This window comes from Gordonia lacunae (genome assembly GCF_002149015.1).
Lineage (GTDB): Bacteria > Actinomycetota > Actinomycetes > Mycobacteriales > Mycobacteriaceae > Gordonia > Gordonia lacunae.
In genome coordinates this window covers 112,507-127,127 of the sequence record NZ_NGFO01000003.1, presented here as the reverse complement: position 1 = coordinate 127,127, position 14,621 = coordinate 112,507, and the positions used below count along the sequence as shown (strand labels likewise).

Sequence of the window (14,621 nt, the reverse complement as noted above, 5' to 3'; positions counted from 1 at the left end):
ATCGATGCGGTAGAGCTGCCCCGGACGGCACTCGACGCCTTCCTGTCCTCGTCGGCGTTCGCCGAAATGCTCGACCCCGGCGACGAGCGGACGGCGTCGCGGAGTGCTGCGGCGCGCCGCGCCGAGGTCGCCGAGGTCGTGCGTGCGGTCGACCGTTTGGCCGGCCGCCGGTTCATCGATCGGGAGCGTGCCGGCGAGGTGGTCTTCGGTGGGATCACCGGGGGTGGGCTCGGGGTCCGGCCGTCGGTCGTCGACGAGGTGCTCGCCCTGCTGCGACCGGTCGCGGTCCCGGCCCCCGGTCCGCCGAAGCCGGTTCCGTACGAGGCGCAGTCCGCCCTCGGCGTCTATGTGTATGCGCTCGTCGATCCGCGGGACGCGTCCTTGTTCCATGTCGGTGCGGGTCGGGGTGACCGGGTGCATCGTCATTCGGCCGCCGCCCTGGCGGGGGTCGTGCCGGACCCCGTCGACATCGTGGGTGACGACGACCCGGTGGCGATCGCGGATGCGATCGAAGAACGTATCCGCGACATCGATGCCGACGGGTTCGGCGTCGAACACTGGATTCTGCGGTATGACATCGGCTCTGCGAATTCTGCTGAGCTGCATGCGAACTCGTTGCGGCGCGCGGGCCTCGACGTCGCCGACCTGGCCGGGTCGGGTTCATCGGATGCGCCGGATGCGCACGGGCCGTGGCGCATCGAGGAACTCGTCGGGCGATATGCGGCGCCGGTGTCGCCGCCGCTACCGGAGCTGTGCGTGCTGGTGAAGGTCGACGCGTCGGCGCGGGGCGACGCCACCGCCGACGTCATCTACGAACTCTCCCGCAGCGCCTGGCGCGCGGGACCGCACCGGACCGTTCCGGACCTGCCCGTGTTGGTCTTTGCCGACGACCTCGTCCGTGCGGTCCATCGCGTCGACTACTGGGAGTCCTATCGCGACGCCGAGGGCAACCTCGACCCGAAGCGGTGGGTGTACACCGGGACACCCGACCCCGATCTCGAGGCGCGATACGTGGGGACCAGCCTCCGCGAGGTCCGGCGGGAGCGCGGCGGCAAATGGAACCCGTCCGGATGGCACCCGTACGGTCACGTGTCCTGAAGCGCCCCACCCGGCGTTGGAACGAATCCCGCTGTCGTCGCCAATGATGCGGCGTGCGGCCTGGTAGAACTCGCGGCATCGTCCATCGACCGAGAGTCCACTCATGTCATCGAATCGACACGGGTCGCCTGATCACCGCACGGCCCTGATCACCGGCGCCTCCGCCGGCATCGGCAAGACGTTCGCAGACCATCTCGCCGCACAGGGATACGACCTCATCCTGGTTGCGCGGCGAGCCGAACGGCTCGATGAACTGTCCGCGCGCCTGCGTCGAGAGCACGGTGTCCGATGCGAGACTTTCGCCGGCGACCTGTCCGATCGCGCGACCCCGCTTGCGATCATCGAGCACGCCGACGAGCTCGGGCTGGCGATCGACGTGCTGGTCAACAACGCCGGGATGTCGCTGAGCACCACGTTCGCCGAGACGTCGTGGGAGGAGGTCCGAGGTCATTTGCAGTTGATGCTGACCTCGCTGACCGAGCTGTCCCACGGCGTGCTCCCGGGGATGAAGGAGCGCCGGTGGGGGCGGATCGTGAACGTCTCGTCCATCACGGCGCTGTTGCCTCCCGCTGAGGGTCTGCTCTACAGCGCCATCAAGTCGTACGTGCTGTTGATGTCTGAGTCCCTGGACATGGAACTCAAGCCGCACGGGATCCACGTGACGGCGCTGTGTCCCGGATTCACCAGAAGCGAGTTCCACGATGCGATGGGCGCAGAGACCCGCAAGACCGCCGACCGGTTGCCGGGTGTGCTGTGGCAAGAGCCCGAGGACGTCGTGCGGGAAGGGTGGAACGCGGTGATGAAAGGTGATCCGGTGTGCATCACCGGCACGGTGAACAAGCTGGTCACGGCAGCGGTACGACCGATCCCGCCGGGTGTCCAGTACTTCCTCGGCCGGACGCTCAACCCGTTCAGGTAGGAACGGGTGGGCTCACTTGTGGGTGCGCCGGCTCCCGCCGTGCCAATCCTCCTGGACACCCGCCTCGTCGTCGGACACGCCAAAGGCCCGCAGTTGCGGCTTCTCCCGCAGACTGCGCTTGAGTTCGGCGAAGCCCGGGAAACTCGCCAGCCCGATCACGTGATCCCAGAGGACGACCGCGTCGTCGTCACTCGGCAACCGGCTGATCACCGGTCCGAAGAACGCCACGCCCTCGGGCGGTCGGAAGTGGATGATCGGCGTACCCACGTCGCGACCCGTCAGTGACAGGGCCTCGTCGGTCTCCGACTGGATCTCGGCGTCGAAGCCGGTGTCGTCGAGGGCGTTCAGGTGATGCGCGGGCAACCCGAGTTCGTCCAGGACGGGTCCGACGAAGTTCGCGGTACCGCGGATGTCGGTGGCGTCGACCGTGTAAGAACCGGTGTGCGCGTCGAAGATTCGCGTGCCGAGTGCCTGATAGAGCGGGCCGATGGCGGCTCGTCCGTGGTCGCGGCGGATGCTCGCCGCGGCTCGCAGCAGCCGTAACCCGGCCGTGTGCCCGGCCTCGTACTCCGGTGGGAACTGGGCGTCGTAATCGACATGCGCGTTCAGCAGGCGCAGCGAGATGAAACGCCAGTCGACCGTGTAATCGCGCTGGGACTGCACCTTTCGCACCCAGGTGCTCGTCATCCAGGCGAACGGGCAGACGGGGTCGAAGTAGAAGTTGACGTCGGCCATGGACTCGAGGGTAGACGAGGGGGAAGCCCCACATCCTCGGGAAGCCACGAACAATCGATGACCGGCTTCTGCATGAGCAGGACCTCGTCGACCGGGACATCGCATTCGAGTTGCCGCGAGGCGGCCATCACCTCCTCGAACGCATTCAGCCGGATCTCGGTCGCTCGGTATCGGCGGGTATGCCGGCCGACCGTCCGTGTTCGCGGGCGATGTCGCGTCCGACCTGTGTCAGCAGTTGTGTCGTGAGTACCGGATCGGCGGCGGTGTCGCTCGAGGTGAGGTCGGCCAGCGCGTGGACGGCGGTGAAGCCGGCCCGCGCCCATTCGCGCCTCGGCAGGTCGTTGCGGCCGGCCACGGCGACGACCGGTGTCGGGTGGGCGCGGGCGGCCAGGGCCGACAACAGCTTCCCGTGCGCGGTCTGGCGGTCGATTCGTCCCTCGCCGGTGATGACGAGATCGGCGGCGGCGCGGTGTGTGTCGAAGTCGAGGAGGTCGAGGAAGAAGTCGGCGCCGGACACCATGCGCCCGCCCAGGAGCATAGCGGCGAATCCGGCGCCTCCGGCCGCACCGGCGCCGGCACGTGCGGCAATCGCAGGTGCGGCGGGAAATCCGTTGTGGCTGAGTACATCCACGAACTCGGTAACTGCCGTGTCGAGCCACTGCACGGTCGCGGCGTCGGCACCCTTCTGCGGGCCGTAGACGTGCGCGGCCCCGTCGGGCCCGGTCAACGGGTTGGTGACGTCGCCGGCGATGAGCAGTTCGACGTCGTCCAGTTCGGGCAGCGGGCGCCCCTCGATCCGGGCTATGTGGGGCAGCGAGGCGGCGTCGGGGGTGAGGATGTGTCCCGCGTCGTCGCGAAAGGTGACCCCGAGTGCGGACAGCAGGCCGACGCCCGCGTCTGAGCTCGCGCTGCCGCCGAGGGCGAGGACCACTCGAGGGGTCCGGTGTCGCAGCGCCGCTCGCAGGACTTGGCCTGCTCCCAGGCTGGAAGCTCGCAGAGGGTCTTTGTGACCTGCGGGCAGGGTGCTGAGTCCGCAGGTGTTGGCGATCTCCACGACAGCGGTGGAAGCGTTGTGCGCGTAGGACGCGGTGTGGACATCACCGAGGGCCGCGGCGACGCGGACCCGCTCGTGACGGAGTCCCGCGGAGACAGCCGCGTCGACGCTTCCGTCCCCGCCGTCGGCCAGGGGGAGGGTCGTGATCTCCACACCCGGCACCCTCATCCCCTCGGCAAGACCGTCGGCCACCTGCCGGGCGGTGAGGCTGCCCTTGAACTTGTCCGGCGCGATCAGGGCGTGCATGGGACCGAGGCCTTTCAGTCGTGGTGGATCGGTTGCGGCTCGGGGCCACCGAGCCGCAACCGCGCTGCGTGTCTTTCGGATGGGTTGGTCGGGCACCGGTGATCACCAGTGCGCAACCGAGAGCGGAACGGGACTCCCCCGCCGGGCTCCGGCCGTAGGCCTACCGGCGCCCGACGGCCAGACGCATGAGATACCAGACGATGAGTATCGCGATTCCGAGGACAGCCGCGATGGCGGTGATCCCGGTGCGCAAGGTTGTGATCGTGGCATGAGCGGCGTCATTCAGCACAGTGCGCCCTTCTGTGGATTCGGACATACCGCGACGGGGCGAGTCGACATCGACATGTCTTCCCCGCCCCGCCGTGGAGTTCAGCCGGCGTAGACCGCCGCATAGATCTCTTCGATCTGTGCCTTGCTGGGGACCACCGGGTTGTTGCCCGGAGACCCCGATGCCAGTGCCTGTTCCGCCATCGTCGGGGTGAGGTCTCGCCATGTGCGGGCGTCGATGCCGTAGGCCTGCGGAGTGGGAACCTCGACGTCGGCGCACAACTGATCGATCTCGAGGACGAGTTGCGCTGCGGCAGTCGCATCGTCGGTGTCGTGGGTCGCGACGCCATATGCTCGCGCGCAGTCTGCGTAGCGAGAGACGTTGCCGAGCACCGAGAATCGGGTGACTGCCGGCAACAGCATGGCATTCGACAGACCGTGCGCCACGTGGAAGTGGGCGCCGATCGGTCGGCTCATGCCGTGAACCAGGCAGACGCTCGAGTTCGAAAAGGCGATGCCGGCCTGGGTGGCTGCCATCATCAGACCTTCGCGGGCTTCCCTGTCGTCGCCGTCGGCATAGGCTCTGCGGATGAACGTGGAGATCGTCGAGATCGCGGAGAGCGCCAGCGAATCCGAGATCGGATTGGCACGCATGCTGACATAGGCCTCGATCGCGTGTGTCAGTGCATCCACCGCGGTGTCGGCGGTCAGTCGAGGTGGCATCGACATCGTGAGCTCGAAGTCGAGTATGGCTGCGGCCGGCAGGAACGACAGGCCGGGACACAGCATCTTCTCGTCGGTCGAGTCGTCGGTGATGACCGTGAACTGCGTTGCCTCCGAGCCGCTTCCCGCAGTCGTCGGGATGGCGACGACCGGAAGCGCCGGTCCGCTGAACGACGACGGCGCCTTGAATTCGTTCATGGAGCTCTCGGCGTTGACGGCGAGAACCGCCAACGCCTTCGCGGTGTCGATCGGGCTGCCGCCGCCGAGACCGATCACACTGTCGGCTCCGTGGTCGTCGACCGCCCGGAGGCCGGCTTGCAGGGACGTGGTGGTGGGGTCCGGCACGGTGTCGGAGAAGACCGCGACCTCGTGCCCGCACTGCTCCAGGGCACGGCACAGGCGGGTGACCGTCCCGGTCGACACCATGAAGGCGTCGGTGACGATGAGTGGTCGAGTGAGCCCCAACGCGTCGAGGGCCTCAGCCGCGGTGTCCAGCGTGCCGGGCCCGACGTTCAGGAATCTGGGGAATGCGAAACGGGACACGAATCCTCCGATGTCAGTCGTTCTGGGGGAAGCCGAGATTGACGCCACCGTGGCTGGGATCCAACCATCGGGTGGTCACTGCCTTGGTCCTCGTGTAGAAGTGGACGCCCTCCATGCCGTGCGCGTGCGAGTCGCCGAACAGCGAGCTCTTCCAGCCGCCGAAGCTGTAGTAGGACATCGGCACCGGGATGGGCACATTGACACCGACCATCCCGACCTCGACCTCCGTGGTGAATCGGCGTGCCGCGCCCCCGTCGTTGGTGAAGATGGCGGTGCCGTTGCCGTACTCGCTGCTGTTGACGAGCTCGAGTGCTTCGTCGTAGGTGTCGACTCGGACCACGGCCAGAACCGGCCCGAAGATCTCGTCTCGATAGATCGAGGTGTCGGTGGCGACGTGATCGAACAGTGTCGGGCCGACGAAGTACCCCTTCGGGTCTCCCAGCGGTGACGTCTCCCGACCGTCGAGCACCAGCTTGGCGCCCTCGTCGACCCCGGCCGCGATGTAGCCCACGACCCTGTCGCGGTGTGCCGATGTCACCAGCGGCCCCATCTCGTTACCGGCGGTGGGGTCCCCGGGAACGATCTGTGCGGCCCGGGCGGCCAGCTTGTCGACGAGCAGATCACCGATGTCACCGACCGCTACCGCGACGGAGATGGCCATGCAGCGTTCGCCGGCCGAACCGTAAGCGGCTCCGACGATCGCGTCGGCCGCAAGGTCCAGATCCGCGTCCGGAAGCACGATGGCGTGGTTCTTTGCTCCGCCCAGAGCCTGTACGCGTTTGCCCGCGGCGGTACCGGTCGAGTACACGTACTGTGCGATCGGTGTGGACCCGACAAAGCTGATCGCCTTCACCGCCCGATCGGTGAGGAGGGCGTCGACCGCGGTCTTGTCGCCCTGCAACACGTTGAAGACCCCGTCGGGGAGGCCCGCTTCTTTCCAGAGTTCCGCCAGCCACAGCGACGCGGACGGGTCCTTCTCGCTGGGTTTGAGGATCACCGTGTTGCCTGCCGCGATCGCTACGGGGAAGAACCAGAGGGGGACCATCGCCGGGAAGTTGAACGGGCTGATGATCGCCACCGGCCCGATCGGCTGGAGTACAGAGTGCGCGTCGACATTCGTCGATGCATTCTCGGTGTACCCGCCCTTGAGTAGATGCGCTATGCCACAGGCGAATTCGACGACTTCCTGGCCGCGGCTGACCTCACCGAGGGCATCGTCGAGAACCTTGCCGTGCTCGGCGGTGATGATGGCGGCGAGCTCACCCTTGCGGGCGTTCAGCAACTCGCGGAAACGGAAGAGGACAGCCGTCCGCTTCGACAGGGACGTGTCGCGCCATCCCGGGAAGGCCGCGGCGGCGGCGGTGATGACCTCGGCGGCGTCGTCCCGGGTGGCGAGCGCGACGCGACCGGTGACGGTGCCCGTCGAGGGGTTGGTGATATCGGCGGTGTCCGCGCTGGAGCCGACGTGTCGACGGTTGTCGAGCCAGTGCGAAATTGTGATCGGAGGAACAGTCATGTCCTCACTGTGTGATGCGGATGTGCAGCAGTCAATCACCGAAATTGCATCTGAGGCTGCAGATTCGCATATCCGCTGGGCGACGTCGCCGCGGGTGGTCACCTTTGCGGAAACTGCATAATTGCAGTCAAGAGTGCACATCACGCCGTTGACGAATGCATCCACGCCTTGTGAGATGTGGTTCACACGTATTGGGTAGATGCGACGCCGACGGCACACCGACCGTCGGTGGACGCGTGAAGGGAATGCACGTGAGTCTCGCTGACTACTTCAAGGGTCCCTCCGCCAGCCTCGACGACCAGATCGAGAGTTACGCGACGGAGCGGGTACCCGACACGGCGCGATGGCGCCGACCGGCGATCCTGTTGGTCCTGACCGGCAATGTCACCGCGATGTTCTGGTTTGCGCTGGGTGGCCAGATCGGTTTTCTGGTCGGCTGGCCGCTGTTCCTCGTTCCGGTGGCCTATATGGTCATCGGTGCAACCATCGTGGGCGCCTTGATCATGAGAATCGCCAGTCAGCAGGGCCTCTCACTCCCGCTCCTCTCGCGAGGGCTGGGCTTCGGCGCCAAAGGCTCGGCGGTTGCGTCCTTCGTCTACGCGATCAACTACGTCTTCTACTTCATCTTCGAAGGCAGCATCGTCTCGCACGGCCTGAGTGAACTGCTGGGTATCTCGATCAACTCCGCCGCTGCGAGCGTGGTCTTCGCAATCGTCGCGATGGTGGCCCTGTACTTCTCGTGGCGCGGAATGCACTCGATGAACCTGCTGCAGCGATTCGGTGCGCCGATCTTCCTGTTGCTCTTCATCATCGGGCTGGTGATGCTGGCGAAGGGGTACGTCCTCGTCGGTCCGGGGCAGTGGGAGGTCACCGGCGGAGTGACCGGTGCGGCGATGTGGCAGGCGATGAGCCTCGCCAACGGTCAGGTGGTCTTCCAGGCGCTGATCGCCACCGACTACGGACGTTTCATCAAGCGGTCGGTCTCCTATGTCGGCGCCGGCGCGGTGATGCTGGTGGAACTGCTGCTGATCGTCGTCGTCATGATTCTGGGTGTGTTCCTCGGCTACACCATGCTCGAGCACTTCTCCGGGACTCAGGCCGAACGGGAACTGTCGGCCACCGATCCCGGCCTCATCTTCGCGGTGGTGATGGGCGTCCTGGGCGTCGTCTTCGCGATCATCACGCAGATCCGGATCAATGTGATGAATCTGTACTCGGGTTCTCTCGCCCTGGCAAACACCTGGGACGCATTGTCACAGAGGAGAGTTGGGCGTCAGTGGTGGATGGTGGCGCTGGTCTTGGTGGGGATAGTGTTGTACCCCATCAACATCTTGCAGTACACCGACAAGTTTCTCGCGGTCACGGGCATCATGACCAACACCTGGATCTTCATCCTCCTCAGCGACTACTTCGTCTGCCGCAAGTGGCTGCGGCTGGCACCATCCGAGTCGATCGAGTTCCGCGAGGGGGAAGTGAAGAACTGGAACGTCTGCGGTCTGGTGGCGCTGCTCGTGAGCATCGCCGTCGGGGCGGCCGGCGTCGCCGGCGTGTACCCCCTCTACTACGCTTCGTTCGTCGCGATGCTGCTCGGTCCGGCCATCTACATCCCGTTGGCCATCATCACCAAGGGCTCGCAGTATCGTCCTGCCGCCAGGTCTGCGCCGCACGATGAGGAACCGAGTCCAGCGCCGGCCATGGACTGAACACCCCGCGACTGAACACCCCGCACAGATCACGGAGCACTCTCGATGAGCACACACAATCCAGACCAGCTGCACTACCAGGAGATCCACGAGATCGCCGACCAATTGGCGACCGGGGAGCAGACCTCGTACGCCATCACCGAAGCCTTGCTCGACCGTATTGGCCAGGTCGATCAGACCATCGGCTCGTACGCCTGGGTGGCACACGATGACGCGCTGGCCGCCGCACGGCGGTCCGACTCGCGACGTGCGGAGGGCCGACCCCTCGGACGGCTGGACGGTGTTCCGCTGGCGATCAAGGACATCTTCGATCGGGCCGGGTGGCAGACGGAGGCGGGAATGGCGTCGCGGCGGGGAACGGTCGCGACGACGTCCGCGACCGTCGTCGAGCGTTTGGAGGCGGCGGGCGCGGTTCTCCTGGGCAAGGTCCACACCACCGAGGGGGTGTACACCGAACACACACCACCGTTCCGGGCACCGTTGAATCCCTGGGACGCGGGGCGCTGGGTGGGGGTCTCCTCCAGCGGAAGCGGTGCGTCGGTGGCGGCGGGCCTCTGCTTCGGCGCCCTCGGCTCTGACACCGGTGGCTCGATTCGGATGCCGTCGGCGTCGAACGGCGTCACCGGCTTGAAGCCGACCTGGGGTCGGGTCAGTCGCGCCGGCGCCGTCGAGCTCGCAGCGACACTGGACCACGTGGGACCCATGTGCCGGTCCGCCCGCGACGCCGGCCTCGTTCTCGGGGTCATCGCCGGTGCGGATCCACGGGATCCGACGGCCGCGCAGGTGCCGGTACCCGACATGTCGGTCGGGGACGGTCCGCGCTCCCTCGCCGGAGTCCGGATCGGGGTCGACCCGGAATGGAGCTACCGCGATGTCAGCGCCGACGTCGAGAAGGCACACCGAGCCGCCGAGGCCCGGCTCGCCGACCTGGGGGCGACGATGGTCGAGGTGACGCTGCCGGACCCCACGCAGGCGATCGACGATTGGTTCGGGGTCTGTGCCGCGCAGACCGCACGCGCGCACGGTGACGGTTTCGTGGGCGCTCTGGATACCTACGGGCCCGCACTGCGCGAGCTTATCGAGCGTGGCCGGTCGATGTCGGCGATGGAGTACGACGAGTTGCTGCAGCGTCGTTGGATCTTCAAGGGCCGGATGGAAGCTGCGGTGTCGCAGGTCGATTCGGTTCTGATCCCGGCCATGTCCTTCATCGCTCCGCCGGTCGAGAAGATGATCCGCATGGATGACGAGACGACGGCGGGCGTGCACCGTTTCACCGTGCCCTTCACGCTCTCCCAGCTGCCGACCGTCACCTTCCCGGGCGCCTTCACGACCACCGAGTCCGGCGTTCCGTTCCCGGTTGGCCTGCAGATGGTCGGCCGGGCGTTCAGCGAGCAGTCCCTGGTGTCGGTGGTCGACGCGTTGCAGCGGACGACTGACTGGAATCAGACACATCCCGCGCTCTGAACGGTCCTCGGTCGTGTCACGTCGGCGTTGCCTCCCAGGGGGCAATCGGTGAGTATGGGACCGGTGTTGGCGGCCGACAATATGCAGTTCTTCCTGGAGGTGTCCCGGACCGGACGAGTCTCCGATGCCGCACGTCGGCTGCGCGTCGATCAGACGACGGTGTCGCGCCGGATCGGCCGGCTCGAGAAGGATCTCGGGGTCCGACTCTTCGATCGCTCAGCGGGTGGCTGGCGCCTCACCGACGCGGGACAACATCTCGTCCCGTATGCGGAAACGGTGGAGACGACGGTGGTCGCGGCTTCCGGAGCGGTTGTCGAAGCACAGTCCGGCGGCGCGTTGTCGGGGACGGTGCGCATCCTCGCCCCGGACGGGTTCGGCACCTACCTGTTGCTTCCGGGTCTGTCGTCGATCATGACCCGCCATCCGGATCTGACCCTCGAGGTACTCACTGCGACCACGCACGACCTGTTGACCGGTCGTGACTTCGACATCGGGATCACCCTGGAGGAACCGTCACCCCGCTCGGTGGTCGTCGACAAACTGGCGCAGTACCAGCTGAAGTTGTATGCCTCGCATGAGTATCTGGAGCGAAGGGGAACCCCGGAGTCGGCGCAGGATCTGCACCACCACACGTTCATCTGGTACATCGAGGATCTCCTCGACGTCGACCCGCTGCAGATCTTGGAGCGGCATCTGCCCGGGGTCCGCGCCAGACTCCAGGCGAACGGGATCGCGGGGCACCGCGAGGCGGTCCTGGCGGGTCTCGGCATCGCGCCCTTGCCGACGTACATCGGAGAGAACCTGCCCGGCGCGACGGTGGTCCTCGGCGACGAGTTCGTCGTCGAACGCGGCTATTGGCTTGTGGTGCCCCGCGAACTGGTTCGCATGGCACGCATCGCTGAGATCGTCGACGCTCTGGGCCGGATAGTGGCCGACAGTCCACACCTGCGCGCTCCGCGACGTGATCGGGTGCGACGAGTCCACTGACGGCGGCGTTCGGCAGGTTCGGCGTGGGACTCATCCGAGACCCACGCCGACCTCCGCATCAGCGCTGCGCGCTCGCGAGTGCGTCGTTGAACGTCGTGCTCGGACGCATGACGGCGGCGGTCTTGTCCCAGTCGGGGTAGTAGTAACCGCCGATGTCGACCTGCTCACCCTGCACCGAATTGAGCTCGTCGACGATCTTGTCCTCGTTGGCGGCGAGCGTCTCGGCCAGCGAGGCGAAGTGCTTCGCGAGATCGGAGTCCTCGGTCTGCGCCGCGAGTTCCTGCGCCCAGTAGAGCGCGAGGTAGAACTGGCTGCCGCGGTTGTCGAGTTCGCCGGTCTTGCGCGACGGTCCCTTGTCGTTCTCGAGCAGCTTGCCGGTGGCGGTGTCGAGGGCCTTCGCCAGGATGACGGCGCGCTTGTCGTCGAACTTCTTGCCCACGTCCTCCAGGCTCACCGCGAGCGCGAGGAACTCGCCGAGCGAATCCCACCGGAGGTGGTTCTCCTCGATGAGCTGCTTGACGTGCTTGGGTGCCGAGCCGCCCGCGCCGGTCTCGTAGAGTCCGCCGCCGGCCATCAGCGGGACGATGGACAGCATCTTGGCGCTGGTGCCGAGCTCCAGGATCGGGAACAGGTCGGTCAGGTAGTCGCGCAGGATGTTGCCCGTCGCCGAGATGGTGTCCAGGCCGCGGACGACGCGCTCGAGGGTGTATCGCATCGCGCGTACCTGCGACATGATCTGGATGTCGAGGCCCTCGGTGTCGTGATCGGGCAGGTACTTGTGGACCTTCTTGATCAACTCGTTCTCGTGCGGGCGGTACGGGTCCAGCCAGAACAGCACCGGCATCCCGGAATCGCGGCATCGGTTGACAGCCAGCTTGATCCAGTCCTGGATCGGGGCGTCCTTGACGATGCACAGACGCCAGATGTCACCCTCTTCGACGGTCTGGGTCAGCAGGACCTCACCGGTCTCGAGATCGGTGATGTTCGCGGTTCCGCCCGCGGGGACCTCGAAGGTCTTGTCGTGGGAGCCGTACTCTTCGGCCTTCTGCGCCATCAGGCCGACGTTGGGCACGGTGCCCATCGTGGTGGGATCGAACTGCCCGTTGGTCTTACAGAAGTTGATCATCTCCTGATAGATGCGGGAGAAGGTCGACTCCGGGTTGACGGCCTTGGTGTCCTTGAGACGGCCGTCGGCACCGTACATCTTGCCGCCGGCGCGGATCATGGCCGGCATCGAGGCGTCGACGATGACGTCGCTGGGGGAGTGGAAGTTGGTGATGCCGCGGGCCGAGTCGACCATGGCCAGCTCGGGACGATGCTCGTGGCACTTGTGCAGGTCGTCGATGATCTCCTCGCGCTGCGCGCTGGGCAGCGACTCGATCTTGCTGTAGAGGTCCGACAGGCCGTTGTTGACGTTGACACCGAGCTCGTCGAAGAGTTCGCCGTGCTTCTCGAACGCCTCGCGGTAGAAGACCTTCACCGCGTGCCCGAAGACGATGGGGTGCGAGACCCGCATCATGGTGGCCTTGACGTGCAGCGAGAACATCACGCCGGTCTTGTAGGCGTCCTCGATCTGCTCCTCGTAGAACGCGATGAGCGCCTTCTTGCTCATGAACATGCTGTCGATGACGTCACCGTCGGTCAGCGACACCTCGGGCTTGAGGACGAGGGTCTCGCCGGCGTCGGTGAGGAGCTCCATCTTGACCTTTCGGTCGCCGGAGACGGTCATCGACTTCTCGCCGTGGTAGAAATCGCCTTCGCGCATGTGGGCGACGTGGGTGCGCGACGCCATCGACCACTCGCCCATGCTGTGCGGGTGCTTCCGGGCGTACTCCTTGACCGCCCGGGGTGCGCGGCGGTCCGAATTTCCCTCGCGCAGAACGGGATTGACCGCGCTGCCCAGGCACTTGGTGTACCGGTCGCGAATCTCGCGCTCGTCGTCGTTCTTCGGATTGCCCGGGAACTCGGGGAGGTCGTATCCCTTCTCCTGCAGTTCCTTGATGGCGGCGAGGAGCTGGGGGACCGACGCGCTGATGTTCGGGAGTTTGATGATGTTCGTGTCGGAGCGCTGGGTCAGCTTGCCGAGCTCACCGAGATTGTCGGTGACCTTCTGGTCGTCGGGCAGGAGGTCGGAGAACTCGGCGAGGATGCGAGCCGCGACCGAGATGTCACTCGTCTCGACGGCGATCCCGGCCGCTCCGGCGAACGTGCGCACCACCGGCAGAAACGCGTGAGTGGCGAGCATGGGTGCCTCGTCGGTCAGCGTATAGATGATGGTCGGCTGTTCGGCACTCATGCGATGTGTTCTCGATTCTGTCTTGGTTGACGCTTCAGTGTGCGGCCTTGTGGGTCCGGCTTTACCGATATCACGACGGGGATGGACTCGTGTGACATCCACCCATGATTTTGCCTGTCCACCGCGAACGGCGGGAGACGTGGTGGGTGGAATCGGACAGAACTCGGGGTGGTAACGGCTGTGACCTGGCCTGTGTCTCAAAATTTGTGTGGCCGACGACACAGTGAATCCCCGGGGTGCCGACATGAGTCGACCCCGCTCGGGCGGCGCTGTGTCGCCGTCGAGCGGGGTCGTGGAACGGGTGGGTCGCGGGGGCGGAGCCGGTGTCAGGCGGCGCGGCCGGGCACGGTCTGACGCAACCGGATCAGGCCGTCGCGGATGCGGGACTTGACGGTGGGCAGGGCCACGTCGAGATGTTCGGCGACCTCGCGGTAGGTGAGCCCGTGGAAGTAGGCGAGCTCGATGGCCTGTCGCTGCAGCGGGGTGAGGGTCTCCAGGCCGGTGTGGATGAGTCGGGCGATCTCGCGTCGCTCCACCGACTCGCTGACCTCGTCGACCTCCCGACCGGTGTCGGCGATGCCGTAGGCGACGGTGCGTCGGGTCGCGGCGGACTCCGAGCGGACACGGTCGACGGCGCGACGATGGGCGAGCGTCAGAATCCAGGAGAGTGCCGAACCGGATGCCGGGTCGTAGGCATCGGCGTTGCGCCACACCGCGAGGAAGGTCTCCTGTGTCGCTTCTTCGCTGTAGCCCGGGTCGCGGAGCACGCGCAGCGTCATGCCGTACACCCGATCGCAGGTCGCGTCGTAGAACTGGGCGAAGGCGTCCATGTCGCCGGTTGCCACCCGGGCGAGGAGGGCGCTCAGATCGGTGTCTTTCATCTCGAAGCTCCTAGCCGCAGGTGATGTGTGACGATCGCGGGGTCCGGGTCGGCGGTGACGTCCGGGGTGTCCTGCGATGCGATGTGTCCAACGCTAGGCGGCTGACCCTGCGAAGTGATCATCGCGAGACACAACGGGATGGTTTCGCAATACTTGATAACGGCGAGATAACGACGACGCGAGGGGGTG

12 protein-coding genes are annotated in these 14,621 nt (G+C 66.2%); 5 read left to right on the top strand and 7 right to left on the bottom strand.

The window, feature by feature from the left end; all coding sequences use genetic code 11:
* Nucleotides 1–1,098: a hypothetical protein gene (locus tag CA982_RS03740; RefSeq protein WP_086534143.1), complete on the top strand. Its 1,098-nt coding sequence runs from the start codon at nt 1–3 to the stop codon at nt 1,096–1,098.
* A 103-nt stretch (nt 1,099–1,201) separates the two neighbouring features.
* A complete protein-coding gene (locus tag CA982_RS03735; RefSeq protein WP_086534009.1) occupies nt 1,202–2,017 on the top strand; it encodes an SDR family NAD(P)-dependent oxidoreductase in 816 nt (271 codons plus the stop codon).
* Nucleotides 2,018–2,029: 12 nt separating this feature from the next.
* Here the strand turns inward: CA982_RS03735 and CA982_RS03730 are convergent, their stop codons facing one another.
* The 5 genes from CA982_RS03730 to CA982_RS03715 form a co-directional block, all read right to left on the bottom strand.
* On the bottom strand, nt 2,030–2,752 hold the full coding sequence (locus tag CA982_RS03730; RefSeq protein ID WP_086534008.1) for a mycothiol-dependent nitroreductase Rv2466c family protein: 723 nt from the start codon (nt 2,750–2,752) through the stop codon (nt 2,030–2,032).
* 145 nt (nt 2,753–2,897) lie between these two features.
* Nucleotides 2,898–4,052, bottom strand: coding sequence for a glycerate kinase (locus CA982_RS03725; RefSeq protein ID WP_086534007.1), 1,155 nt, complete (start codon nt 4,050–4,052; stop codon nt 2,898–2,900).
* Nucleotides 4,053–4,212: 160 nt separating this feature from the next.
* Nucleotides 4,213–4,368, bottom strand: coding sequence for a hypothetical protein (locus CA982_RS26535; protein WP_158097794.1), 156 nt, complete (start codon nt 4,366–4,368; stop codon nt 4,213–4,215).
* 53 nt (nt 4,369–4,421) lie between these two features.
* Nucleotides 4,422–5,585: an iron-containing alcohol dehydrogenase gene (locus CA982_RS03720; protein WP_086534006.1), complete on the bottom strand. Its 1,164-nt coding sequence runs from the start codon at nt 5,583–5,585 to the stop codon at nt 4,422–4,424.
* Between the two features lie 13 nt (nt 5,586–5,598).
* Nucleotides 5,599–7,101, bottom strand: coding sequence for a CoA-acylating methylmalonate-semialdehyde dehydrogenase (locus CA982_RS03715; protein ID WP_086534005.1), 1,503 nt, complete (start codon nt 7,099–7,101; stop codon nt 5,599–5,601).
* A gap of 245 nt (nt 7,102–7,346) precedes the next feature.
* On the opposite strand from CA982_RS03715, the gene CA982_RS03710 reads away from it, so the two are divergent.
* Genes CA982_RS03710 through CA982_RS03700 form a run of 3 tightly spaced genes read left to right on the top strand, consistent with a single transcriptional unit; the run spans nt 7,347 to nt 11,255 of the window.
* Nucleotides 7,347–8,804 (top strand): purine-cytosine permease family protein, encoded by a 1,458-nt coding sequence (locus CA982_RS03710; protein WP_086534004.1) that lies wholly within the window; start codon nt 7,347–7,349, stop codon nt 8,802–8,804.
* 45 nt (nt 8,805–8,849) lie between these two features.
* Nucleotides 8,850–10,268: an amidase gene (locus CA982_RS03705; RefSeq protein ID WP_086534003.1), complete on the top strand. Its 1,419-nt coding sequence runs from the start codon at nt 8,850–8,852 to the stop codon at nt 10,266–10,268.
* Nucleotides 10,269–10,322: 54 nt separating this feature from the next.
* Entirely contained in the window at nt 10,323–11,255 is a 933-nt protein-coding gene (locus tag CA982_RS03700; RefSeq protein ID WP_244176125.1) for a LysR family transcriptional regulator, read from the top strand.
* A gap of 58 nt (nt 11,256–11,313) precedes the next feature.
* Here CA982_RS03700 and CA982_RS03695 read toward each other — a convergent pair whose 3' ends face one another.
* Nucleotides 11,314–13,551 (bottom strand): NADP-dependent isocitrate dehydrogenase, encoded by a 2,238-nt coding sequence (locus CA982_RS03695; RefSeq protein WP_086534002.1) that lies wholly within the window; start codon nt 13,549–13,551, stop codon nt 11,314–11,316.
* Nucleotides 13,552–13,877: 326 nt separating this feature from the next.
* Nucleotides 13,878–14,432, bottom strand: coding sequence for an ECF RNA polymerase sigma factor SigK (gene sigK, locus CA982_RS03690; RefSeq protein WP_086534001.1), 555 nt, complete (start codon nt 14,430–14,432; stop codon nt 13,878–13,880).
* Between the last annotated feature and the right edge of the window lie 189 nt (nt 14,433–14,621).